Below are 24,114 nucleotides of genomic sequence, written 5' to 3'. Positions count from 1 at the left end.
GGCGCCCGCGGCCCCTTATCCTGTGCCAATGGGTGGGACGCTGATCATGGTGGCGCCGACGGGGGCCGAGTCGAAGAAGTCCGACGTACCGGCGCTGCCGGTGACGTTGGCCGAGCTGGTCGGTACGGCGAAGGAGTGCGAGGCGCTCGGCGCCAGCGTGGTGCACGTGCACATCCGGGGCGCCGACGCGGAACCGACGCTGGATCTGGGGCGGCTCAAGGACACCGTGGCCGCGCTGCGCGCCGAGACGAACCTGATCGTGCAGCTGTCCAGCGGCGGCGCGGTCACCGACCCCGAGTCCGACCGCCTCCGCGTACTGGAGGCGGAGCCGGACATGGCCTCCTGCACGATGGGTACGGTCAACTTCGGCGACGACGTGTTCATGAACCGGTGGGAGTTCATCGTCGAGCTGCACACCCGGCTGCGCGACGCCAGGATCGTGCCGGAGTACGAGATCTTCGACATCGGGCACGTCGCGTCGCTGTCCCGGCTGCTGCACAAGCACGGCCTGCCGTACGGCGGGCACGTGCACGTGGACTTCGTGATGGGCGTACCGGGTGGCATGGCGGGGACGGCGCAGACCCTGGTCGCCGCTGCGCACGAGGTACGCAACCTGCTGCCGCCGGACACCACGTTCGCCGCGACCGGCATCGGCCGTACGACGCTGCCGGTACTGCTGGCGTCGCTGGCCGCGGACGGGCACCTGCGGGTCGGCATGGAGGACACCCTGACGTACGCGAAGGGGCAGCCGGTGGAGAGCAACATGCAGCTCGTCGCGCGCGCCGCGGGGCTGGCCCGGCTGGCGCAGCGACCGCCGATGCCGGTCGCCGAGGCCCGCACCCTGCTCGGCATCCGCTGACCCCGGGGACGGCCGGACGGCCCGCGACGCGGGTGCGGCGGCGTACCTGCCCGCGCGGGTCGCCCGGCCGGTCTCCTCGGGGTATCTGCGACGTTAGCGGTTCGCCCGGCTCTGCCGCTAGCGAATGGAGAAGGTCACAGCGGCGGCGTATGCGCAGTTGGGAAGCGGTTTCGGCGGGCCGGGTGGGCCGCGACTGCTAGCTGAGTGCTTGCAAGAGTTAGCAGCGCGGGCTACCGTTCCGGACATGGCTGCGCTACGGGACCTCGGCGAGTTCATCCGCGAGCAGCGCCGGCACGCGCAGATCTCGCTGCGCCAGCTCGCCGAGCAGGCCGGGGTCAGCAACCCGTATCTCAGCCAGATCGAGCGCGGCCTCCGCAAGCCGAGCGCCGAGGTGCTGCAGCAGATCGCGAACGCGCTGCGCGTCTCGACCCCGATCATGTACCTGCGGGCCGGCCTGCTGGACACCCGCGAGGGGCAGGGTGTCCTGGCCGCGATCGCCGCCGACGAGGACCTGACCTCGCGGCAGAAGCAGACCCTGTCCGAGATCTACGAGGCGTTCCGCCGGGAGAACGCGCGTACCGACCCGCCCGCCGAGACCGAGCCGGAGCCCAGCGCGCCGGTGGACGACACGGTCCGGTCGGAGCCGGTGACGCGCACCGTACGCAAGGTCGCCAAGAAGGCGGCGCGCACGGCGGTCCGCAAGACGACGGCGCCGCGACCGCGCAGGTCCGCGGCCGCCGCGCCCGACACACGAGAGCCACGACGTCCGTCTGGGGTGGAGGAGTCATGACCGAGAAGCACAAGTACCCGAGCCCGCTGTACGCCGCGGCCGGTATCGGCGATCTTGCTGCCGAGAAGCTGCGGGAGCTGCCGGGACGGGTCAACGACGTACGCGAGTGGGCGCGCGAGGAGTTCGGTGGCGACCGGGAGAAGGCCCGCGCCGACCTCGCCGAGCTGGGTGGCCGCATCGGCCACGGGCTCGCCACCGTGCGCACCCGCGTACAGAGCCTGAGCGAGGCGGACCTGCGGGAGCTGCGCGGCAACGCCCGTAAGCGCGCCGGCGAGTTCGCCGACGTGGCCGCCCGTAACCTGGTCACCGCGCAGGACCGCGCCACCCACCTGTACGAGGACCTGGTGACCCGCGGCAGCGGCGTACTGGACACCCCGGCTCCGGCCGAGCTGCCCGAGCCGAAGCCGGCGAAGAAGATGGCGAAGAAGGCGACCCGGCCGGCCGCCCGGAAGTCCGCCGACAAGTAGGACACGACCGACGAGGGGCCGCGGCGCGCGCCGCGGCCCCTCGTCGTGCCCGTACCGGCGCTAGGCTCGACGTATGACGTTCGAGCTTCCGACCTCCGGCTTGTTCGCGTACCTGGTGCAGTTCTACGCGACGCTGGCGATCTCGCTGTTCGCGATCGTGCTCGACGTGTTCGCGTTCGTCCACTGCGCGGTGCAGCGGCGCGACGCGTTCCCGGCCATCGGCACGCTGTCGAAGGGCATCTGGCTGGCGCTGCTCGGCGGTTCGGTGGTGCTGACGTTCCTGCTGCGGTCGAGTCCGCTGGGCATCATCGGCATGATCGGCGTCATCGCCGGCGCGGTGTACGTGCTGGACGTCCGGCCCGGGCTGAAGGACGCCACCGACGGCAGCGGCCCGTGGTGAGCCGCACCGCCACCCTCACCACGGCGTACGGCGCGAGTCTGGAGTTTCTGACGGTCGGGTCCGGCGACCCGGTGACGCTGTTCGCACACGGGCTGGCCGGGGGCATCCCGGACACCCGCCCGTTGGGCAGCGCCGTCGACGGTACGAAGGTCTTCCTGCACCAGCGCGGCCACGGCGCGTCGACCGCGACCCCCGGCCGCTGGTCGTACGCGGATCTGGCCGCGGACCTGGCAGCGGTGGCCGACCAGGTGGGGGCGACGCGGGCGCTGGGCGTGAGCCTCGGCGCGGGCGCGCTGTGCCGGCTGCTGGTCGACGACCCCGGCCGGTTCGAGCGGGTCGTGTTCTTCCTCCCCGCCGTACTCGACACGCCGCGCACCGGGGTGTTGCGGGAGCGGATGGCCGCGTTCGCGCAGGCCGCCGCGACCGGTGACGCGGACTTGGCCGGGCGGCTCATCGGCGCCGAGGTGCCGGCCGAGTTCCGCGACACCCCGGCCGCGCGTACGTTCGTGGCGCAGCGCGTCGGCGCGCTGCTCGGCCCCGGGCTGGGCGACAGCCTCACCGCGCTGCCCGACGACGTACCGCTGCCGGACGGGATCGGCGCGCTGGCCGCCGTCACCGCACCGGCCCTCGTACTCGGCAGCGAGGGCGATCCGGCGCACCCGGCGGACGTCACCCGCCGGCTCGCCGTCGCGCTGCCCGCCGCGACCTCCCACGTGTACCCCGGGCCCGGCGTCCTGTGGACGCACCGCGCCGACCTGCGCGGCCGGATCAGTACGTTTCTCAACGCATGAACGGCGCCGGGCAGGGACTCACCGCCGGACGCGGCGCGGCGCCGGGAGTACCGGGGCAGGTGGGTGTGTCGGCGGCGCCGCCGGACGGCAACGTGCTGCGCGAGTTCCTCGACGGGATCGTGCTGCTGCTGCGCGGCATCGGCATGTGGGTGCGGTCGCCGCGGCTGATGGCGCTCGGCGCGCTGCCGGCGCTCGTCTCGTTCGCGCTGCTGGCCGGGGCGTACGTGGCGCTCATCGAGTGGATCGACGACGTCGTCGGCGTGCTGACACCGTTCGCGGACGGCTGGGACGAGGGCTGGCGTACGACGGCGCACGTGGTGGTCGGGACCGCGGTGCTCGCCGGCGGCCTGCTGTGCGCGGTCCTGCTGTTCACCGCGCTCACCCTCGCCATCGGGGATCCCTGCTACGAAGCCATCTCCCGCCGCGTCGAGCAGCGGTACGGCGGGGTGCCCGGCGAGGTGGAGGTGCCCTGGTACCGCTCGCTCGGCCGGTCCGTACGGGACGCGCTGCGCCTCGTGATCGCGTCCGTGGTGACCGGCGTACTGCTGTTCGCGGCCGGGTTCCTGCCGTTCGTCGGGCAGACCGTGGTGCCGGTGATCGGCGCCGTCATCGGCGGCTGGTACCTCGCGGTCGAGCTGACCGGCGTCCCGTTCGAACGCCGCGGCATGTACCTGCGGGCCCGCCGCCGGCTGCTGCGCCGCCGCCGCCCCCTCGTACTCGGGTTCGGCGTGGCGGTGTTCGTGCTGTTCCTCGTGCCGCTCGGCGCCGTACTCGTGACCCCCGCCGCGGTCGCCGGCGCCGCCCTGCTGTCCCGCCGCGTACTCGGCCAGCCGACCCGGGACACCGACGTACCGCCGGGTGCGGCACCGCGGACGGTGACGCCCGCGCGGACGTACGGTGAGGTCCCGCGGGGCGACGGGAACATCCCGCACCGGTAGTCTCCCGCCATGAACTCGGAGGCGGGGCGGCGCGCGCCGCTGGTCGCACTGCAGGCCGGGGCGACCCTGTTCGCGGTCGAGGCACTACGCGCCAGCGGACCCGCACTGGACCACGTCGCCGGCGCCGGCGGAGTACCGGCGGCCGCGGTCACCGCCCTCGTCGTGTACGCGGTGCCCGTCCTCGTCGCACCGCTCGTCACCTGGCTCGACGCCCGCCGCGGCATCGCCGCCGCCGTACTCCTGCTCGTCGTGCTCCGGCTCCTCGAACAGGCCGTACCCACGCCGGGCTTCGCCACCGCGCTGTCCACCGCCGTCGTCGCACTCGGCGCCCTCGTCCTCGTCTCCGACCAGGTCGGACGCGTCGGCGGGGCACGGTTCGCCGTCGGCGTCGCGCTCGGCGGCGCCACCGACATCGCCGTACGCGCCGCGTTCGGCACCTGGGATCCCGTGTGGCGGCCGGGCCTCCTGCCCTGGCTGTGGACGATCGTCGCGTGCGCGGGCCTCGCGCTGCTGCTCGCCCGTACCTGGCGCGGCTTCGACCCCGCACCCGCGCCCACCCGCGTCACCGCCCGGTACGCCGTGCTCGGGCCGTACCTCGGGCTCTACGTCCTCGTCCTCGGCAGCCCCGCGTACGTCGCCTCGCAGAGCGGACTCGGCGCACCCTGGGCCGCCGTCGTACTGCTGCTCGGCGCGGTGCTGTCCATCGAAGCGGTGGCCCGCGCCTCGCGACTCGACGTCCGGTACCGGTGGGTGGTGGCCGGGGTCGCCGTCGTCGCGGTGGGGGTCGCGCTGTTCACGTCGGGAGTGCCGGCACTCGTCGCCGTACTCGTGGGACAGGTGGCGGCGGTGCTGCTGCTGTCGCACGTGCCGCGGTCGTTCGGTGACGGGTTGTCGACCGATCCCGATTGTTCAATTGTGTCATTGTCCAACAGTTCAACAATTGGACAATCGATACGGCGCGGCAAAATGTCCGCTACGTCCCGCCCTCGCGCAACCCCCCACCCAACCCGGACCACCAACCACCCAACCCCGACCAAGCCCAGAACCCCAACCCCGACCCCCCTCGGCTACGCCCTGGCCGGCCTGGGCACCGGCCTCGGTTTCGTCGCGATCGTCCTGCCGTACCAGGCGAACTACGATCTCCCGCTGCCCGTCGACAATCGCCTCCTGCCGATCCTCGCCGCCCTGCTCCTCGCCCTGCCCGCGTTGCATACGGCGTTGCCGGTGGCGGCGGACGGCCTGCGCCGGCTGGCGGGCGTACCGGCGGTGTTGTTGGTGGTTCCGGTCCTGGTACTGGTGACGACACCGGCGCCGGCGCGTCCGGTGTCCCGGGGCGACACGGTCCGCCTGGTCACCTGGAACCTGCACTACGCGGTGAACGCCGGCGCCGCGGTCGATCCGGCCACGATCGCCCGGGTACTCGGGGCCCAGCACGCGGACGTGATCCTGTTGCAGGAGGTGAACCGGGGCTGGCCGATCGGCGGAGGTACGGACGTGGCGGAGTGGTTGTCGCGCGCGCTGGCGATGCCGTACGTGTGGTCGCCGGCGGCGGACGGCCAGTTCGGGAACGTGATCCTGTCCACGCTGCCACTGTCCGATGTGGACACCGGTCGCCTGCCGTACGGGGCGGGTCCGCAGCGCCGGTCGTACGCGGCGGCGACGGTGGAGCTGCGGTCGGGCCGGTCGTTGCGCGTGATGACGGCGCACCTGCAGAACGAGACGGACAACCACGCGACGCGTACCCGGGAGATCGACGCGCTGCTGGCGCGCTGGCACCGCAGGTCGCCGGCGGTGATCGCGGGTGACTTCAACTCGATGCCGGGCTGGCCGGAGATCAGCCGGTTCACTGCGGCGGGGCTGGTGAGCGCGCAGGACACGACGGGGCACGCGGGCATGTTGTCGTCGCCGACGGACCGCCCGAAGTACCGGCCGGACTGGATCTTCGGTACGGACGACGTGTCGTTCGGCGACTTCGCGATGCCGCGTACGACGGCGTCGGACCACTACCCGCTCGTGACGTCGGTGAGCCTAGGCTGAGGTCGTGCGCATCGAGGTGGTCCACGGCGACGTCACCGAGCAGCGGGTCGACGCGATCGTCAACGCGGCGAACTCGTCGCTGCTGGGCGGCGGCGGGGTCGACGGTGCGATCCACCGCCGCGGCGGGCCGGAGATCCTCGCCGAGTGCCGCGCGCTGCGCGCCGCGAAGTACGGGCGGGGGTTGCCGACCGGGCAGGCCGTCGCCACCACCGCCGGTCGGCTGCCGGCCCGCTGGGTGATCCACACCGTCGGCCCCGTGTACTCCGGGACCGAGGACCGCGCCGGGTTGCTGCACGACTGCTACCGCAACGCGTTGCGGGTGGCGGACGAGCTGGGTGCGGCGACGGTGGCGTTCCCGCTCGTCTCCGCCGGCGTGTACGGCTGGCCGGTGGAGGACGCGATCCGCCGCGCCCTCGGCACCCTGCGCGCCACACCGTCCACAGTGGACATGTCCCGGCTGGTCCTGTTCGACCCCGGCACCCTGCCGTACGCCGAGCGGGTCCTCGCCGACCTCTGATCAGCCGACGCGGAGGGCGTCCAGCAGCGACTCGTCACCGGCGACGTCGAGCACGTCGAACGGAACCCGGCCGTACAGGGCGAGGACGAGGTCGGACGCCGACCCGCTGGCCTGTACGTGTACCGGACGGTCCTCGGGCAGCAGGGTCGCGGTGTCCAGCAGGGAGATCGCCGTACCGCGCACGCGGATGATCCAGCTGTCCTCGGTGTCGTCGGCGATGAGCTGGACGACGCCGTCGCGCTCGGCGCGCGTACCGTTCGCGGGCAGCCAGGTGTCGAGGACCTCGGTGACCCCGTCGACGGCGAGTGCGGTCTCGACCGGCTCGGGCAGGCCGACGGACACCTGCGCGTCCCACCGGTGCATGGCCAGCTCGTGCGCGTACCGCCGGTGCCAGAATCCGGCGACCTTGGCGCGGGGCGCCCAGTTCCAGGCGGGGAGGGCGGGGTCGGTGCGGTCGAGCGCGTCGACGGCCTGCGTCAGGCTGGCGTCCCACCAGGGCAGCAGGGCGTCGCCGTCGGGCAGCCCCTCGGTCTGTTCGTCGGCGGGTTCGCTGACGACGCCGCGGCCGATGTGCGCGGCGAGCCAGCGGAGCCCGGTGCCGGTGTGCCGGAGCAGGGTGGCGACCGTCCAGCCGGGACAGCTCGGTACCTTCGCGTCGAACGTCTCGGTGGTGGCGGCCGCGCGCAGCCCGGCACCCTCCTGCCGTACCGCGGTGAGCCAGAACGCCTTGTCCGGCCGGGCTCCCGTGAGCGTCATCGCATGCCTCCCGTACCGAGTCGACGAGACACCAGGGATAGCAGATCCGCCACGGTACGCGACAAGCGGGTCACGACTCCGGCATGAGCTGGGTCAGCAGCCGACCGTCCCCGGCCGTGGTGACGAGGTCGAAGCCGATCCGTCCGGTGAGCGCGAGCAGCAGGTCGCTGGCCGTACCGGCGGCGACGGCCTGCACCTTCGGCGGGTTGTGGCCGCTCATGTCGAGCAACGTGATGCCGGGGTCGCGCAGCCGTACGAGCCACTCGTACCCGGTGTCGGTGGCGATGAGTCGGACGACGCCGGTCGGGTCGTGGGTGTGCGTGCCGCGACCGGCGGCGAGCAGCGTGTCGAAGAGTTCGGTGACGCCGTCGGAGGCGGTCTTGGCCTCCAGCGGCTCCGGCGTACCGGTGGCGAGCTGGACGTCCCAGCGGTCGAGCGCCGTCAGGTGCGCCATCCGCCGGTGCCAGAAGATGGCCTTGCGCGGCTGCGGCGCCCAGTTCCAGGCGGGCAGGTCGGCGTCGACGCGGTCCAACGTCGCCAGCAGCGTCCGGTACGCGTCGAGCCACCAGTCGAGTACGTCGAGTCCCTCGGGCGGTTCGGGGAGGGCGCGTTCGGGTCGGCTGGTGGTGCCCCGGGTCAGGTGACCACAGACCCACCGGTACTCGGAGCCGAGCGTGCCGAGGAGGTCCGCGACCCGTACGCCGGGGCGGTCGGGGAGTGGGACCTCCAGCGCGTCCGCGACGGCCGAGTGGCCGAGCAGGACCCCGTCGTGCCGCAGCGCGGCCAGCCAGAATTCCTTGCCCGGTCGGGCGGAACCCCTGCTCATCGCGGTCACCCCCCATCCGTCGGGATGGCCCGTCACCATTGAGCCTAGGCTTGCCGGGTGCGCGACGTCAGTCAAGAGTTTCTGGGTGACTACACAACGCTCGGCCTGGGCGGTCCCGCGGCCAGGGTGACGGAGGTCACCAATGCCGAAGAGATCGTCGAAACGGTACGAAGCGCCGACGAGGCCGGGGAGCCGCTGCTCATCCTGGCCGGCGGGTCGAACGTGGTGGTCGCCGACGCCGGCTTCGCCGGCCGGGTACTGCTGCTCCGGGCCGGCGGCGAGGGCCTGCGGTTCGGCCGCGGCGGCGACGGCCGGGTGGCCCTGACCGTACCGGCGGGGATGTCGTGGGACACGGTGGTCGAGGCGGCCGTCGCCCAGGGCTGGGCCGGTATCGAGGCGCTGTCCGGCATTCCCGGCTCGGCCGGCGCCACCCCCATCCAGAACGTCGGGGCGTACGGCCAGGAGGTCGCGCAGACCATCGTCGAGGTCACCGCGTACGACCGGGAGAGCGGCGAGACGCGGTCACTGCGGGCCGACGAGTGCGGCTTCGCGTACCGGACGAGCCGGTTCAAGGGGGTGGACCGGTGGGTGGTGCTGTCCGTCAGCTTCGTGCTGTACGAGGGCGGCGACTCGATGCCCGTCCGGTACGCCGAACTGGCCCGGACGTTGGGCGTCGACACCGGTGACCGGGCGCCGCTGCCGCTCGTCCGGGACGCCGTGCTGGATCTGCGGCGCGGCAAAGGCATGGTGCTCGACGCCGACGATCCGGACACCCGGAGCGTCGGCTCGTTCTTCACCAACCCGGTGCTGTCCGCCGCGGCGTACGAGGGGCTCGTGACGCGGTGCGCCGACCTGCTCGGCCCGGACGTACCGGTGCCGTCGTGGCCGGCGGGGGACGACCGCAAGGTGCCGGCGGCGTGGCTGATCGAGCGCGCCGGCTTCACCAAGGGGTACCGGCGGGGCCGGGTGGCGATCTCGTCGAAGCACACGCTCGCGCTGACGAACTCCGACCACGGCACCACCGCGGAGCTGCTGGACCTGGCCCGGGAGATCCGGGACGGCGTGGCGAAGACGTTCGACGTGGTCCTGCACCCCGAGCCGATACTGGTCGGCGTCGAGTTCTGACCGCCGGCTCAGCAGCTGCGCGCCGACCAGTCGGACCACCGGATACGCCAGTCGACGCAGTACCCGTAGTAGGGCGGGGACGTGGTGGTGGGGACGGCGGGGTCGCGCCACGGGGTGAAGCCGTCGCCGGGCCGCGGCTGCACGGTCACGTCGTCCACGTCGACCGCCGGCACCGGGTAGCTGCCGCCGCGCGCCGGGTCCACGTAGACCTCGACGTACTGCTCGATCTGGGTGCGGGGGCCGAACGGCAGGGTCGGCGCGGCGAGCAGGTTCCACCGGTCGCCCCACCACAGCCAGGCGCGCCACGTGGTGCCGTCGCGGCCGGTCGCGCCGGAACCGAGCGCCAGGTGGATCCGGTCCCCGTCGTGGATTTCGTACTGGCCGTACCAGGACCACGTCATCGTGGTCGTGTCGTACGTGTAGACGTGCTGGGCGCCGTCCTTCCACCCGTTCTCCGACCACCCCGCCTCCAACCACCTGGTACTCCCGGACACGTCGCCGCGTGCCATGAACCGGGTGGCGAGGAAGTCGTGCGTGCCCTGCCGTACGCCGGGGTCGCGGACGGTCAGGCCGCCGGTGACCGCGGAGTACGTGCCGTCGGTCATGGCGCCGAGGTGCCGGTACCCGGTGGCGTCCTCGGTCGGCGGCGACACCGCGGGCGTACTGGGCGCGCCGTCGCGTACCTCGGTGGGGACGGCGCGGCAGGCGTTCCCGGGGTGGGGGCCGGTCGGCGGGCCGGACTCGGGCGCGCGGTCGGGGCGGGCGGCGTGCGCGGGGCAGTCGGGCAGCGCCGGCGCGGTCGGGTGCGCGCCGACGAGCCAGCCGAGGCCGAGCAGCGGCAGGGTGAACAGGGCGGCCGTACGCGGCGCCATCCGATGTACCTCCGGCAGGTGGTCGCCGGTGTGCCGCTGGTACGCGCCGCGGGCGGCACGCGACCGCCCGACCACCCGTACGCGACGTCACGTGTTTACGTGACTACTTAACGTCGTCCTGCGGGTGAGGTGACGACGCGTCCGCCGTGGCCTGCCGGCGGTCCCGCAGTACCTTCGCCAGCCGCATGACGGCCGGCATGAGGATCCACACCGCGTACGAGAACTCGTGGCTGACGAACGCGATCGGGATCGACACCGCGAACGCCGACGCCATCACGCCGGACCGCAGGTACGAGTTGGAGATCAGCGTGGCCGGCGCGCCGTCCCGCAGCAGCTTGTACTTCGCCATCTCCCGCGCCATCAGGACGAACAGCACGCCGGACACCGCCTGGACCGCCGCGTACACCCCGAACTGGAGGGGGAAGCCGTGCTCGCTGTCCTCCATCAGCAGCTTCGTGGCGAACGGCGTGAGCACGATCGTCAGCAGCCAGAGCAGGTTGAACTGGCGGAGCCGCCCGTCCAGCCGGCGCAGCCAGCGGAAGACGGTGTGGTGGCCCACCCAGTGCATGCCGATCACGGTGAAGCTGATGAAGAACGCGATGTACTCCATCAGGTCCTCGTGCATGCCGTGCAGCAGCTGCGCGACGGTGTTGCCGTGCGGGACCGGCAGTTCGATGGCGAGCAGCGTGATCGCGATCGCGACCACCGCGTCGGAGAAGAACGTCAACCGCTCCGCGGCGGCGAACTCGACCTCGACCCGGGTGAGGCGCTCCTCCTCGCGTACGCGCGCGGCGAGTTCGGCGGGAGTCTCGGGGGTGTTCGGATCGTTGTCCATCGGGGTCCTGACGGTCGGTGAGGGGATCGTGGCGTACCTGGCCCGGCGGCCCGCCGTCGAGGCGGTGCGGGGTCCGGCGCCGGGGCGGCGCGAGAAGTCTGCCAAACCGGCGCCCGGGGGCGGTGACCCCGGTCGCGGGACGGCCGCCGTCGGGTCGCCGGCGGGGCTTGCGAGACTTGACGCATGGCTCATGGCTACCCGTACAAGGATCTGCCCGACTTCCTGCGCCGGCTGGAGAAGGCCGGCGAGCTGAAGCGGGTGCGGGTGCCGGTCGACCCGACGCTGGAGATCAGCGAGATCACCCAGCGGGTCGTCCGGGCGGGCGGCCCGGCCCTGCTGTTCGAGCGCCCGACCCGCGGCGACATGCCGATCCTCATGAACCTCTTCGGTACGCGGCGGCGCACGTCCCTCGCCCTCGGCGTACGGGACGTGGACGAGATCGGCGCCCGGATCGCCGAACTGGTGAAGCTCGAACTGCCGGTCGGGTTCGGCGGCCTGCGCGAGGCGTTCGGCAAGCTGGCCCAGCTCAAGGCCGTACCGCCGAAGCACGTCAAGGCGGCCCCCTGCCAGGAGGTCGTGTACTCCGGCGACGACGTGGACCTGGGTCGGCTGCCCGGGCTCCAGGTGTGGCCCGGCGACGGCGGCATCTACCACAACTTCGGGCTCACCCACACGAAGCATCCCGAGACGGGCAAACGCAACCTCGGCCTGTACCGGTTGCAGCAGCACTCGCGCAACACGCTCGGCATGCACTGGCAGATCCACAAGGACTCCACCGCGCACCACGCCGTCGCCGAACGGCTCGGCCAGCGGCTGCCGGTCGCCGTCGCGTTCGGCTGCGACCCCGCCGTGTCGTACGCGGCGTCCGCACCGCTGCCGGGCGACATCGACGAGTACCTGTTCGCGGGGTTCCTGCGGGGTGAGCGCGTCGAGATGGTCGACTGCCGGACCGTGCCGCTCCAGGTACCGGCGAACGCGCAGGTGGTGCTGGAGGGCTGGATCGAGCCGGGGGAGCGCGCCCCGGAGGGTCCGTTCGGCGACCACACCGGCTTCTACACCCCGGTCGAGCCCTTCCCGGTACTGCACGTGGAATGCATGACGACGCAACGGAACCCGGTGTACCAGTCGATCGTGACGTCGAAGCCGCCGCAGGAGGACTTCGGCCTGGGCAAGGCGACCGAGCGGATCTTCCTGCCGCTGATCAAGATCCTCATTCCGGACATCGTCGACATGAACATGCCGGAGCCGGGCGTCTTCCACAACTGCCTGATCGTGTCCATCGACAAGCGGTACCCGAAGCAGGCGCAGAAGGTGATGCACGCGGTGTGGGGCGCGCACCTGTTGTCGTTGACGAAGCTGGTGGTCGTGGTGGACGCCGACTGCGACGTGCACGACCTGCGCGAGGTGTCGTTCCGCGCGTTCGGGAACGTGGACTACCTGCACGACATCGTGGTGTCGGAGGGGCCGGTCGACCACCTCGATCACTCGTCGTACCACCAGTTCTTCGGGGGGAAGCTGGGCGTGGACGCGACGCGGAAGCTGCCGAGCGAGGGCTACACGCGGGAGTGGCCGGAGATGATGACGATGGACCCGGCGACAGTGTCCACAGTGGACAAACGATGGTCGGAGTACGGCCTGTGACGGCGACCGCGGAGAGCCACGGCAAGGTCCGGTCGTTCCTGCGGCTGGTGATGATCGAGCACTCGGTCTTCGCGCTGCCCTTCGCGTACATCGCGGCGCTGACGGCGATGACGCCGCACGTACAGTGGCTGACGCTGCTGGTGATCACCGTGGCGATGGTGTCCGCGCGTACGGTCGCGATGGCCGCCAACCGCATCATCGACCGGCACATCGACGCGCAGAACCCGCGTACCGCGCAGCGCGAGCTGGTCACCGGCGCGCTGTCGTTGCGCACCGCGTACACGGGGCTCGGGGTGTCGTTGGTGGTGTTCTTCGCCAGCGCCGCCCTGCTGAACTGGCTGTGCCTGGTGCTGTCGCCGATCGCGCTGTTCTTCCTGATCATCTACTCGTACGCGAAGCGCTTCACCGACTTCCCGCAGGTGTTTCTCGGCCTGGCGCAGGCGATCGCGCCGATCGGCGCGTGGATCGGCGTCACCGGGCACTGGTCGTGGACGGCGTTCGCGCTCGGGCTCGCGGTCGGCACCTGGATCGGCGGCTTCGACCTCATGTACGCCTGCCAGGACGTCGACGTGGACCGTCGCATCGGCGTACGCAGCGTGCCGGTCCGGTTCGGCGTGGCCAACGCCCTGCGCGCCTCCGTCGTCACCCATGTCGCGACCCTCGCGCTGTACGCGTGGTTCGGTGTACTGGCCGGATTCGGGGTGATCTGGTGGGTCGGGCTCGCCGTCACCGCGGTGGTGCTGGCGTACGAGCACGTGATCGTACGGCCGACCGACCTGTCCCGGATGAACCGCGCCTTCTTCACCGCGAACGGTGTCGTCGGCATCGTCCTGTTCGTCTTCGCCGTGGCGGATCTCGTTGTCCTGCAAGGACTTCGCCCCTGACCGGTCGGCGCGCAACCGGCCCGAAACCCGCTCGGTACCGGAAACGTACCCGGCGACAACCGGGGCGACTCGTGGCTCGGTTTCACTGGTCGGAGTCAGGGCTGTGGTGGCGGCCTCATTCTCGCGGAGCGCGGTCGGCCGTACGGACGGTGGACGGTAGATTCACATTCCGCGATCCTGGAAGTCTGCCCCCGTTTCCCGTTGACGGCGCCGGACTCACCCCGGCGCCCGGCGGCCTTGGGGGTAGGGAGGTGCTCATGACCAGATCAACGAGTTGGCGGGAGCTGGACGCGGCAACGACGCCCCCGGCACCCCGCCGTCCCGCCGACGAGGACCACGAGAACCATGTCGCAGACCATGCCGGCGGGCATGGCGCCAGTGACGGCCCGGTGGACGGGTGGACCGACACCGACGAGTTCCTGACGGTGGAACCCTAGGGCGTGTCGTCACAGGTTGCCGGCCGGCTCGCTCGACCGAACCTGACACGCCCCGGCCGTACGGTCGCCGAAGGACCGGAACCGACCAGGCCCGGTGCGCATCCCGCGCGCCGGGCCTTGCCGTGCCCGCTTCGTGTCCGCGGCCACGCGTACGCCGGGCCCGCGTACGGCGGGGTGGTCGGTGCGGCAGAGTGAAGGCGTGCAGGCGGTGGAACGGGTGGCGCGACGGCCGTGGATCGTCGGGATCTCCGGCGCCTCCGGCACGCCGTACGCGCGGGCCGTGGTGACCGCGCTGCTCGACGCGGGCCTGCCGGTCGACCTGGTGGTGTCCCGGGCGGCCCGGCTGACGATCCTCGACGAGACCGGCCTCGCCGTCCGTGATGCCCGCTGGAAGGACGACCTGTCCGGTTTCCTCGGCCGCGAGCTCGCCACCGCCGACGTCGCGTACTGGCCGGCCTCGGACCTGGCCGCCGGACCCAGCTCCGGCTCGTACCCGGCGCGGGGCATGGTGGTGGTGCCGGCGAGTACGGCGGCGTGTGCGGGGATCGCGCTCGGCCTGTCGAAGGACCTGCTCCAGCGCGCCGCGGACGTCAACCTGAAGGAGCACCGGCCGGTCGTCGTCGTCCCGCGGGAGACGCCGGTGTCACGGAGCCACCTGGTACACCTGCTCGCCCTGCACGACGCGGGCGCGACCGTACTGCCGGCCAGTCCGGCGTTCTACGCCGGGGCGCGGGACGTGCAGCAGCTGGTGGACTTCGTCGCCGGTCGGGTACTGGACGCGATGGACGTCCCGCACACCCTCTACCAGCGGTGGTCGGGCACGCTCGGCGCCGCGCGCCTCGACGCGGACGCGACGTACCCGGACAACGGGAATCCGGCGGGCTCGTCGGACCCGGAGTGAAACACCCCGGTGCCGCGTCCGGCCTGCCCGCCGGATTCCTGTCTGTGATGTTGCTGCCGGCCTAGCGTGACGTTGGCTGGCTTTCCTCGGCGAACCCGGCCTCGTCGCCGCTGAGCAGCGCACGGACCTCAGACTCGCGGAACCGGCGGTGACCACCAGGCGTACGGATGCTTCCGATGCGCCCGGCGGCAGCCCACCGTGTCACGGTCTTCGGGTCAACCCGGAACAGCGAGGCCACCTCACCCGGTGTGAGCAGCCGATCGGAACTTTCCACGACCCCCCCTTTGTACATACTCCCCTGAACCCATTACAGCACCGACGTCCTCCGGCGTCCCGGAAATGAACGGAACGACACCCGATGGGGTGTTGTGGCGACGCACACTTCTTAGACAGTCTGTAGGAATATTGTCACTCCGAGCTGTTGACGTGGGCGGATGTTGGGATTTTTGCCGGTCGGTATCCGCTACCGGGTTACAACACCGAACCGACCGCCCGTTGCCTATCGTGACAGGTCAGGTGTCCTCAGAGCGGCGAACGGCAACTCATCACCCACTCGACCGGACGAGCCCTCGCCATCCGACGCCGTACTCTCTGCACCTCTAAACTGTCGCGGTGGACAAGATCGACCGGCAGATCCTCGACCTGCTGCGGACCAACGCCCGCCTCACGTACGCGGAGCTGGGCAGGCAGATCGGGCTGTCGCCGCCGGCCGTGCACGACCGGGTGTCGAAGCTGGAGTCCACCGGCGTGATCCTCGGGTACCGGACGGCGGTGGACGCGGACCGCGTCGGGCTCGGCGTCACCGCACTCGTCGGGATCGTGCAGACGGATTCGAGCGAGGCCGACGACATCGCCGCCGCGCTCTCCGAACTTCCCGAGGTCGAGTCCTGCTATTTCCTGGCCGGCCAGGAGTCCTTTCTCTGCAAGGTACGGGTGGGCACCATCGCCGAGTTGGAGGCGCTGATCGGGCGACTCAACCGGGTGCCCGGCATCGCGCGTACGCACTCGACGATCGCGCTGTCGACGAAGTGGGAGAACCGGCCGCAGCCGTTGCGGGAGCCGCCGGAGTCCGAGGACTGACCGTTTCCGTTCGTGCCGTGGGTACGCAGGGGGCGGCGTCCGGGCGATTCCCACGCGCGGGAAGATGGCGGCATGAGCGGAATGCAGCGCAGCGGAGTGCAGCGGTTCGGGGACACAGGGTCCTCGTGCCCCGCGGCTGGCCGCAGCGGAGTGGAGGCCGGCCGTGAGTGACGAGTACAGGATCGAGCACGACACGATGGGCGAGGTCCGGGTGCCGGCCCGGGCGAAGTGGCGGGCGCAGACCCAGCGCGCGGTGGAGAACTTCCCGATCTCCGGCCGTACCTTGGAGCACGCGCACATCGCGGCGTTGGCGCAGATCAAGGCCGCCGCCGCGACGGTCAACGCCGAGCTGGGCGTGGTCGACGCCGACGTGGCCGAGGCGATCCGGTCTGCCGCGGCCGAGGTCGTCGACGGCCGGTGGGACGCCGAGTTCCCGATCGACGTGTTCCAGACCGGCTCCGGCACCTCGTCCAACATGAACACCAACGAGGTACTCGCCACGCTCGCCACCGAGCGCCTGGGCAGGCCCGTACACCCGAACGACCACGTGAACGCGTCGCAGTCGTCGAACGACGTGTTCCCGTCGTCGATCCACGTCGCCGCGACCGCCGCCGTCACCGGCGACCTCGTACCGGCGCTGGAGCACCTGGCGACGACGCTGGAGGCCAAGGCGAAGGAGTTCGCCGAGGTCGTGAAGTCGGGCCGGACGCACCTGATGGACGCCACGCCGGTGACCCTGGGCCAGGAGTTCGCCGGGTACGCGGCGCAGGTGCGGTACGGGGTGGAGCGGCTGAACGCGTCGCTGCCGCGGCTGGCGGAGCTGCCGCTGGGCGGCACCGCGGTCGGTACGGGGATCAACACGCCGGCCGGGTTCTCGGCGCGGGTGATCGAGGAGCTGGCGGCCGCGACCGGGCTGCCGCTGACCGAGGCGCGCGACCACTTCGAGGCGCAGGGCGCGCGGGACGGCCTGATCGAGACGTCCGGCCAGCTGCGTACGATCGCGGCCGGGTTGTACAAGATCGTGAACGATCTGCGCTGGATGGGCTCGGGCCCGCGCGCGGGTCTCGGCGAGATCGCGCTGCCGGACCTCCAGCCCGGCTCGTCGATCATGCCGGGCAAGGTGAACCCGGTCCTCCCCGAGGCCGTACGCCAGGTCGTCGCCCAGGTGATCGGCAACGACGCGACCGTCGCGTTCGGCGGGACGCTCGGCGACTTCGAGCTGAACGTCATGCTTCCGGTCATCGCCGTCAACATCCTGGAGTCCGTCCGGCTGCTGTCGAACGTGTCGCGCCTGCTCGCCGACCGCTGCGTCGCCGGCATCACGGCGAACGTCGACCGGTGCCGGGAGTACGCGGAGTCGTCGCCGTCGATCGTCACCCCGCTCAACCGCTACATCGGGTACGAGGAGGGGGCGGCGATCGCGAAGCAGGCCCTCAAGGAGCGCAAGACGATCCGGCAGGTCGTGATCGAGCGGGGGCACGTGGCGTCCGGGAAGCTCACCGAGGAGCAGCTCGACCAGGTACTCGACGTCCTGTCGATGACGCACCCGTAGCTGGTGGCGGGCGGCGTGCCGGTGCGCGCCGCCCTCACGGGGCGAGCGCGGCGGCCAGGTCGTCCGCGGCCCGTCGTACGCGGGGGCCGGCGGTGTTCTCGTCCAGCGGGCCGAGGGTGACCACGCCGACGCTGGCGGTGAGCCCGTCGATGTCGAGTACGGGAGCGGCCACGCCGTACGCGCCGGACTGGAAGCCGCCGGCGGACGTGGTCCAGCCGCGTTCGCCGCGGCGGCCGGCGAGGATGGCGAGCCCGCCGGCCGCGGCGTCCAGCGGATGCCGTGAGCCCGTCCGGTACGCGACGTGCAGCGTCGTCCAGGACGGCTCGACCACGAGCAGCGCCAGCGCCTCCCCGGCGTCCTCCACGGTCAGGTGCGCGGTGGCACCCAGGTCGTCGGCCAGCAGCCGGAGTACGGGCAGGGCGGCGCCGGCGAGCAGCGGCTGCGCGTGCCGGGCGAGCGCGAGTACGCCGATGCCGAGGCGGAGCGGGCCGCCGGGTTCGCGGCGGAGCAGGCCGTGCGCGGCGAGGGTGGCGGCCAGCCGGTAGACGACGGTACGGCCGACCCCGAGGTACTCGGCGGCGCTGGACACCGACACGCCCTCCGGGTGCTCGGCGACGAGCGACAGCAGCCGCAGCCCCCGGTCGAGGGTCTGCGCCGTCTCCGCGGGCTTGTCCACAGCGGGACCTTACCGGTTGTCCACAGGCCGGCGTCGCTTCCCGCGGCGTTGTCCACAGGGCAGGGCAGGCAGCGCGCGCACGTGCCGTTACGCTTTCAGGGTGAGCCTGCAGCTTTACGACACCGCGACCCGCTCGGTGCGGGACTTCGTCCCGCGGGAACCCGGCAAGGCCGGGATCTACCTGTGTGGTGTCACCGTGCAGAGCCCACCGCACATCGGCCACCTCCGGTCCGGCGTCAACTACGACGTGCTGCGCCGGTGGCTGGAGTACCGGGGGCTGGCCGTCCGGTTCATTCGTAACATCACGGACATCGACGACAAGGTGCTGAAGCGTGCCCTCGACGAGGGCGTTCCGTACTGGTCGATCGCGTACCGGAACGAGCGGCTCCTCGACGACGCGTACGACGCGGTCGGGGTCGAGCTGCCGACCTACGAGCCGCGCGCCACCGGGCACATCCCGGAGATGCACGAGCTGATCCAGCGCCTCATCGACCGCGGCCACGCGTACGTGACGGACGCCGGCGAGGTCTACTTCGACGTCTCCTCGTGGCCGGAGTACGGCGCGCTGTCCGGGCAGAAGCCCGACGAGATGCGCCGCCAGTCGTCCGAGCCACCCGCGCCGGACAAGCGCAACCCGCTCGACTTCGCGCTGTGGAAGGGCGTCAAGCCGACCGAGCCGCAGGACGCGTACTGGCCGTCCCCGTGGGGGCGCGGCCGGCCCGGCTGGCACATCGAGTGCTCGGCCATGACCTGGCGGTACCTGGGCGAGGAGTTCGACATCCACGGCGGTGGCCGGGACATCCAGTTCCCGCACCACGAGAACGAGGTGGCCCAGTCGAAGGCCGCCGGGTTCGGCTTCGCGCGCTTCTGGGTGCACAACGGTCCGCTCAACATGGCCGGCGAGAAGATGAGCAAGTCGATCGGCAACGTGGTCGGCCTGCCCGAGCTGGCCGCGCACGGCATCCGCCCCGCCGAGCTGCGCTACTACCTGGCCGCCCCGCACTACCGCTCCGTCATCGACTTCTCGTACGAGGCGTTGGAGGAGTCGGCCGCGGCGTACCGGCGGGTGGAGGGGTTCGTGCAGCGCGCCGTGGAGCAGGTCGGGGTGGTCGACCCGGGCCCGGTGTGCGCCGACTTCGTGACCGCCATGGACGACGACCTGAACACGCCGCGCGCGTTCGCCGCCCTGCACGAGGTCGTACGGGACGGCAACGCCGCGCTGGCGTCCGGTGACCGGACGGCGGTGGCGGGCGCGCTGGCCGGCGTACGCGGGATGCTCGGGTTGCTCGGCCTGGACCCGCTGTCCACGCTGTGGCGGGAGGCGGCCAGCGACGACCTTCGGTCCACTGTGGACAAACTGGTCGCGCACGCCCTGGAGCGGCGCGAACAGGCCCGCGCCGGCCGCGACTGGTCCACCGCCGACGCGGTGCGCGACCAGCTCAAACAGGCCGGCGTACTGATCGAGGACACCCCGCACGGTCCACGGTGGACACTCGCGGACGACACGACGGACGGTAGCTCCTGATGCCCGGCAACTCGCAACGACGCAATCGGCGCACGTCCTCGAAGAAGGACCGCTCCGTCGGCTCCGGCGGCAAGGGCAAGCAGTCCCTCGCCGGCCGCGGCCGGACGCTGCCCGCGGACGAGCGGCCGTGGCACAAGAAGTTCAGCCCCGGCGAGGGCGAGGAGCTGCCGAAGCGTACGGCGTGGAAGCAGGAGAAGGAGCGGCGCAAGGCCGCGGCCGAGGGCCACGCGCCCAAGGCCGGCCAGCGCAAGCCCGCCGCGAGCGGCCGGTCCGGGCCGCGCGTCGCACCCGGCCGCCGGTCCGCCGCCGCGAAGGACGCACCCGAACTGCTCGTCGGCCGTAACCCCGTCGTCGAGGCGCTGCGCGCGCACATCCCCGTCACCGCGCTGTACGTGGCGCAGGGCATCGAGCTGGACGAACGCACCATCGAAGCCGTGCGTACGGCCGGGGACCGGGGCATCGCCATCATGGAGGTGAGCCGCGCCGAACTCGACCGGCTCACCGGCGGCGTGCTGCACCAGGGCATCGGCGTCCAGGTCCCGCCGTACGAGTACGAGCCGTTCGAGGACCTGATCGCCGCGTCCACCGAATCGCCCGCGCCGCTGCTCGTCGCGCTCGACGGGGTCACCGACCCGCGCAACCTCGGCGCCATCGTGCGGTCCGCCGCCGCGTTCGGCGCGCAGGGCGTGTTCCTGCCGTCCCGGCGTTCCGCCGGCATGACCGCCACCGCCTGGCGTACGTCCGCCGGCGCCGCCGCCCGGCTCCCCGTCGCCCAGATCACCAACATGACCCGGGCGATCAAACAGTGCCAGGACGCCGGCTTCCTCGCCATCGGCCTCGACGCCGACGGCGAGATCCCGCTGTACGAACTCGAAGCCGCCGTCGACCCCGTCGTCCTCGTCGTCGGCTCCGAAGGCCGCGGCCTGTCCCGCCTCGTCGGCGAAACCTGCGACATGCGCGTCGCCATCCCGATCGCCACCGCGATCGAATCGCTCAACGCGTCCGTCGCCACCGCCGTCGCCCTGGCCGAAATCTCCCGCCGCCGCGGTTCGTAGGTGGCGCTGCGCCGGGCCCAGATGCCCGCCGGCGGCGTTGTCGCGAAGCCCGAGTGCGTCCGCACACGGGCTCCGCTCCGCCTTGCCGGCGAACATCTGGATCCCGGCTCGCTCGCGTCCCGGCCGTGGAACCTGTTCGACCCCACAATCTGATACCTCGTGCTGGCTCGCTTCGCTTTGCCAGCCGGCACCTGAGTTGCGGGCTCGCTTCGCTTCGCCCGGTCGGCACGAGTGCAGCGGGTTCGGGGTTGTGCCAACCAATCTGGTACTGGGCGCGAGTCGGTGGGTGCTGGCCGTGGCGGGTCGGGCCGCGGTGACGGGTGCGGATGGCGCGGGCGGCGGTGGTTGGGATCCGTTCGTACGATCGGACGGGCCAACGCAGTCGCGGAGTACGGAGGGAAGCGCCGTGAGCACGCCGCACCAGCAGGGGTACGCGCTCGGTGTCGACCTGGGCACGTCGAACACGGTGGCGGTGGTGCGGTCGCCGGACGGGCGTACGCGGCCGTTGTTGTTCGGCGGGCAGCCGATCATGCCGTCGACGGTGTTCCTGGACGACGCGGGGCGCCTGCACGTGGGGCGGGACGCGCAGCGGATGGCGCAGCTGGATCCGGCGCGGTGCGAGCCGAACCCGAAGCGGCGCGTGGACGAGCCGTCCGTACTGCTCGGTGACCGTGAAGTACCGGTGGTGCAGCTGCTCGCCGCGCTGTTGCGGGAGATCGCGGCGAAGGCGGTGGAGAGCGTCGGGTTCCTGCCGCCGGCGGCGATCACGCATCCGGCGGCGTGGGGGCCGACCCGGCGCGGCGTCCTGACCGAGGCGGTACGGCAGGCCGGGTGGCCACCGGTGCGGCTGGTACCGGAGCCGATCGCCGCGGCGCGCTACTTCGCGCAGGTGATGCGGCGTCCGGTACCGGTGGGGTCGTCGCTGGCGGTGTTCGACTTCGGCGGCGGCACGCTCGACGTGGCGGTGGTCCGCAACGACGGCGACGGATACTCGGTGGTCGGCGCGGGCGGTGACGAGCGGCTCGGCGGGCTGGATCTGGACGCGGCGCTGGTGACGCACGTCGGTGAGCTGATCGGCCGCCAGCACCCGCAGATCTGGCAGCACCTGTCGCGGCCGGCGTCGACGGCCGACCGGCGGTACCGGCGGCTGTTCTGGGAGGACGTGCGCGGCGCGAAGGAGATGCTGTCGCGGACGACGACCGCGCCGGTGCCGGTGCCGGGCGTCGACCAGGCGGTGCATCTGACGCGGGAGGAGTTGGAGCGGCTGACCGGTCCGCTGCTGTCCCGGGCGGTCGCGGCGACGGAGGCGACGATCGGGCAGGTGGGCCTGCGGCCGGATCAGCTGGCCGGGCTGTTCCTGGTCGGCGGTTCGAGCCGGGTACCGATGGTGGCGCGGATGCTGCACGCCCAGCTCGGCATCGCCCCGACCGTACTGGAGCAGCCGGAGCTGCCGGTGGCGGAGGGAGTGCTGGCCGAGCTGGTACCGGCGGTCGACCCGAACCGTACGGAGGCGGTGCCGGTGCCGGGCTCGCCGTACGAGATGGCGGCGGCAACGGGTGCGATCCCGGTCAGCGCGCTGCCGGGGCAGTCGAGTCCGGTGTCCGCGGTGCCGACGTCGCCGGGTGGCCCGCCGCCGGGACCGTACCCGCCGCAGGGGCCGTACCCGGGGGCGATGCCGGAGTTCGCGCCGCCGCCGGTGCGCCGCTGGTACCGGCAGAAGGTCGTGCTGATCCCGGCGGTCGCCGCGGCCGTCGTGCTGCTGGTCGTGGCCGGCTTCGCGACCTTCTGGCCGAAGTACTCGGAGCGGCCGTTCGACGCGCTGCGTTCGGTCGGCACGGTGAAGTACGCGTCGGACAGCCCGAGCAACGCGTACGTGAGCATCGTGGACGGCACCGCGTACCTGACGGACATCGACGGCGACGGCAAGGCGACGGTGCGGTCGGTCGCGTTGGACGGCAAGGTCTCCGGCGCGCGGACGCTGGCCACGGTCGACTCCGCCGGTGCCACCTGGAAGGAGTGGGCGATCGCGCACCCCGGCGGCATCGAGCTGGAGTACCAGTCGGACGGTGACACGCCCGGCAAGTACGTGGTGGTCAGTCCGGAGACGGGGAAGACCTGGACCGACACGGCGACGAGCGACGACGACTCGTACCAGGTGCTGTCGAAGGCGGGCGTGGTCCTGCACAGCGACCAGGACGGCACCGTCACCGGGCTCGACCTGAAGACCGGCAAGCGCCGCTGGGGCCCCAAGAAGGCGTACGGCGACGTCCACGTGGAGAGCCGCCCGGAGGACATGGCCAACGCCGCGCCGTACGGCCAGGTGTCGCCGTTCGAGCGGGCGGACGTGGACCGCAAGGTCGTCGTGGTCAACGACAAGGGCGTGGCGCGCGTGATCGACCCGGCGACCGGTGCCGTGGTGGGCGACCCGGCCACGGTCGAGACGGGCGACGGCATGAGTACCGACGCCAGCCAGCAGACGGTCATCAACGGCACGATGATCGACGCGACGGGCGGCGCCGGCTACACCATCCGGGCGTACGGGCTGGACGCGATGGGCAACTCGCGGTGGAGCTTCCGCGAGGCGTCGAACCGGAAGGTCGACTGGATGGTCCCGTGCGGCGAGGACGAGTCGCTGGTCTGCGTCAAGGACCACGTGCCGTCGGACAGTGCCGACAGCGGCGCGGAGGCCAAGACCGACCGCCTCGTCGTACTGAAGCTGGCCGCGAGCGGCGCCAACAAGCCGGTGAAGACGCTGCCGCTGCCGGGCCTGGACAGTGTCGTACCGGTGGGGGACCGGCTCGTCGTCAACACCGTCGTCGACAGCAACCCGGACCTCACCGTGTACGACGACGACTTCGACAAGGTCGCCGTGGACTTCAGCGGCGAGGCGGCGCGGGTCGACGACGCGACCGTACTCACGGCCAACGGTGTGGTCACCGGCGGCTCGGCGACCAGCCAGGACTGGACGCTCAGCGGCGGCGGTGTCCGGTCGGGGAGCAACAAGTCGCTCAACAAGGTCAGCGCGGACCTGACCCGCTGCCAGTGGAACGACCGGTACATGGCCTGCCCCGGTGACGGCGGGTACGAGTTCTGGCAGTTTCGGAAGTAGGGCGGCAACCTTGCCGGAACGGGCCCCGTAACGGTCGGACC

Annotated in this window: 24 protein-coding genes; 18 read left to right on the top strand and 6 right to left on the bottom strand. The window is 72.1% G+C overall.

The genetic code is table 11. The features are described 5' to 3' along the window. Positions 1-28: 28 nt before the first annotated feature. The 8 genes from Aru02nite_RS29900 to Aru02nite_RS29865 all read left to right on the top strand — a co-directional run bounded on the left by Aru02nite_RS29900 (position 29) and on the right by Aru02nite_RS29865 (position 6,799). Positions 29-859 (top strand): beta-keto acid cleavage family enzyme, encoded by an 831-nt coding sequence (locus Aru02nite_RS29900; RefSeq protein ID WP_203663295.1) that lies wholly within the window; start codon positions 29-31, stop codon positions 857-859. 244 nt (positions 860-1,103) lie between these two features. Then, a complete protein-coding gene (locus Aru02nite_RS29895) occupies positions 1,104-1,649 on the top strand; it encodes a helix-turn-helix domain-containing protein (protein WP_203663294.1) in 546 nt (181 codons plus the stop codon). Further along, complete coding sequence (locus Aru02nite_RS29890) at positions 1,646-2,116, top strand: hypothetical protein (protein WP_203663293.1); 471 nt, start codon at positions 1,646-1,648, stop codon at positions 2,114-2,116. The genes Aru02nite_RS29895 and Aru02nite_RS29890 overlap by 4 nt, the downstream gene beginning before the upstream one ends. Before the next feature lie 73 nt (positions 2,117-2,189). Then, positions 2,190-2,516, top strand: a complete 327-nt coding sequence (locus Aru02nite_RS29885; RefSeq protein ID WP_203663292.1) for a DUF2516 family protein — start codon at positions 2,190-2,192, stop codon at positions 2,514-2,516. After that, on the top strand, positions 2,510-3,307 hold the full coding sequence (locus Aru02nite_RS29880) for an alpha/beta fold hydrolase (protein WP_239077033.1): 798 nt from the start codon (positions 2,510-2,512) through the stop codon (positions 3,305-3,307). Before Aru02nite_RS29885 ends, Aru02nite_RS29880 begins: the two co-directional genes overlap by 7 nt. Continuing rightward, positions 3,304-4,245 carry an EI24 domain-containing protein gene (locus Aru02nite_RS29875; RefSeq protein ID WP_203663291.1) on the top strand — a complete coding sequence of 314 codons (942 nt, stop codon included), beginning with the start codon at positions 3,304-3,306 and terminating at the stop codon, positions 4,243-4,245. Before Aru02nite_RS29880 ends, Aru02nite_RS29875 begins: the two co-directional genes overlap by 4 nt. 9 nt (positions 4,246-4,254) lie before the next feature. Continuing rightward, positions 4,255-6,282, top strand: coding sequence for an endonuclease/exonuclease/phosphatase family protein (locus Aru02nite_RS29870; protein ID WP_203663290.1), 2,028 nt, complete (start codon positions 4,255-4,257; stop codon positions 6,280-6,282). Between the two features lie 4 nt (positions 6,283-6,286). Then, positions 6,287-6,799, top strand: a complete 513-nt coding sequence (locus tag Aru02nite_RS29865) for an O-acetyl-ADP-ribose deacetylase (RefSeq protein ID WP_203663288.1) — start codon at positions 6,287-6,289, stop codon at positions 6,797-6,799. Here Aru02nite_RS29865 and Aru02nite_RS29860 read toward each other — a convergent pair whose 3' ends face one another. Beyond that, on the bottom strand, positions 6,800-7,555 hold the full coding sequence (locus Aru02nite_RS29860; protein ID WP_203663286.1) for a maleylpyruvate isomerase family mycothiol-dependent enzyme: 756 nt from the start codon (positions 7,553-7,555) through the stop codon (positions 6,800-6,802). It lies immediately after the preceding gene. 70 nt (positions 7,556-7,625) lie between these two features. Next, complete coding sequence (locus Aru02nite_RS29855; protein WP_203663285.1) at positions 7,626-8,381, bottom strand: maleylpyruvate isomerase N-terminal domain-containing protein; 756 nt, start codon at positions 8,379-8,381, stop codon at positions 7,626-7,628. 57 nt (positions 8,382-8,438) lie between these two features. Between Aru02nite_RS29855 and Aru02nite_RS29850 the strand changes: the two genes are divergently transcribed. After that, complete coding sequence (locus Aru02nite_RS29850) at positions 8,439-9,506, top strand: UDP-N-acetylmuramate dehydrogenase (protein WP_239077032.1); 1,068 nt, start codon at positions 8,439-8,441, stop codon at positions 9,504-9,506. A gap of 8 nt (positions 9,507-9,514) precedes the next feature. Here the strand turns inward: Aru02nite_RS29850 and Aru02nite_RS29845 are convergent, their stop codons facing one another. After that, entirely contained in the window at positions 9,515-10,378 is an 864-nt protein-coding gene (locus tag Aru02nite_RS29845; protein WP_203663284.1) for a hypothetical protein, read from the bottom strand. Positions 10,379-10,481: 103 nt separating this feature from the next. Continuing rightward, positions 10,482-11,213: a TMEM175 family protein gene (locus Aru02nite_RS29840; protein WP_203663283.1), complete on the bottom strand. Its 732-nt coding sequence runs from the start codon at positions 11,211-11,213 to the stop codon at positions 10,482-10,484. 183 nt (positions 11,214-11,396) lie between these two features. On the opposite strand from Aru02nite_RS29840, the gene Aru02nite_RS29835 reads away from it, so the two are divergent. From Aru02nite_RS29835 to Aru02nite_RS29820, 4 genes are all read left to right on the top strand, one after another. Further along, entirely contained in the window at positions 11,397-12,854 is a 1,458-nt protein-coding gene (locus tag Aru02nite_RS29835; protein ID WP_203663282.1) for a menaquinone biosynthesis decarboxylase, read from the top strand. Beyond that, complete coding sequence (gene mqnP / locus Aru02nite_RS29830) at positions 12,833-13,738, top strand: menaquinone biosynthesis prenyltransferase MqnP (RefSeq protein ID WP_203663281.1); 906 nt, start codon at positions 12,833-12,835, stop codon at positions 13,736-13,738. The genes Aru02nite_RS29835 and mqnP overlap by 22 nt, the downstream gene beginning before the upstream one ends. A 257-nt stretch (positions 13,739-13,995) precedes the next feature. Continuing rightward, complete coding sequence (locus Aru02nite_RS29825) at positions 13,996-14,175, top strand: hypothetical protein (protein ID WP_203663279.1); 180 nt, start codon at positions 13,996-13,998, stop codon at positions 14,173-14,175. A 217-nt stretch (positions 14,176-14,392) separates the two neighbouring features. Further along, complete coding sequence (locus Aru02nite_RS29820; protein ID WP_203663333.1) at positions 14,393-15,076, top strand: UbiX family flavin prenyltransferase; 684 nt, start codon at positions 14,393-14,395, stop codon at positions 15,074-15,076. 61 nt (positions 15,077-15,137) lie between these two features. On the opposite strand, the gene Aru02nite_RS29815 is transcribed toward Aru02nite_RS29820, so the two are convergent. Continuing rightward, the gene (locus tag Aru02nite_RS29815; RefSeq protein WP_373325008.1) at positions 15,138-15,350 is read right to left on the bottom strand and encodes a BldC family transcriptional regulator; all 213 of its coding nucleotides are present in this window, start codon (positions 15,348-15,350) and stop codon (positions 15,138-15,140) included. A 338-nt stretch (positions 15,351-15,688) separates the two neighbouring features. Between Aru02nite_RS29815 and Aru02nite_RS29810 the strand changes: the two genes are divergently transcribed. Together Aru02nite_RS29810 and Aru02nite_RS29805 are read left to right on the top strand one after the other, a co-directional pair. Next, positions 15,689-16,156 (top strand): Lrp/AsnC family transcriptional regulator, encoded by a 468-nt coding sequence (locus Aru02nite_RS29810; RefSeq protein WP_203663275.1) that lies wholly within the window; start codon positions 15,689-15,691, stop codon positions 16,154-16,156. A gap of 163 nt (positions 16,157-16,319) precedes the next feature. Then, a complete protein-coding gene (locus Aru02nite_RS29805; RefSeq protein WP_275408747.1) occupies positions 16,320-17,708 on the top strand; it encodes a class II fumarate hydratase in 1,389 nt (462 codons plus the stop codon). Between the two features lie 34 nt (positions 17,709-17,742). Here Aru02nite_RS29805 and Aru02nite_RS29800 read toward each other — a convergent pair whose 3' ends face one another. Then, positions 17,743-18,384, bottom strand: coding sequence for a helix-turn-helix domain-containing protein (locus Aru02nite_RS29800; protein WP_203663273.1), 642 nt, complete (start codon positions 18,382-18,384; stop codon positions 17,743-17,745). A gap of 100 nt (positions 18,385-18,484) precedes the next feature. Here Aru02nite_RS29800 and cysS point away from each other — a divergent pair, with 100 nt between their 5' ends. From cysS to Aru02nite_RS29785, 3 genes are all read left to right on the top strand, one after another. Continuing rightward, a complete protein-coding gene (gene cysS, locus Aru02nite_RS29795) occupies positions 18,485-19,909 on the top strand; it encodes a cysteine--tRNA ligase (RefSeq protein WP_203663272.1) in 1,425 nt (474 codons plus the stop codon). Next, a complete protein-coding gene (gene rlmB / locus Aru02nite_RS29790; protein WP_203663271.1) occupies positions 19,909-20,964 on the top strand; it encodes a 23S rRNA (guanosine(2251)-2'-O)-methyltransferase RlmB in 1,056 nt (351 codons plus the stop codon). The genes cysS and rlmB overlap by 1 nt, the downstream gene beginning before the upstream one ends. A gap of 406 nt (positions 20,965-21,370) precedes the next feature. Further along, on the top strand, positions 21,371-24,073 hold the full coding sequence (locus Aru02nite_RS29785) for an Hsp70 family protein (protein ID WP_203663270.1): 2,703 nt from the start codon (positions 21,371-21,373) through the stop codon (positions 24,071-24,073). Positions 24,074-24,114: the final 41 nt, after the last annotated feature.

The sequence above is a fragment of the Actinocatenispora rupis genome (genome assembly GCF_016861975.1).
GTDB lineage: Bacteria > Actinomycetota > Actinomycetes > Mycobacteriales > Micromonosporaceae > Actinocatenispora > Actinocatenispora rupis.
This window is presented reverse-complemented; position numbering and strand designations above follow the sequence as displayed.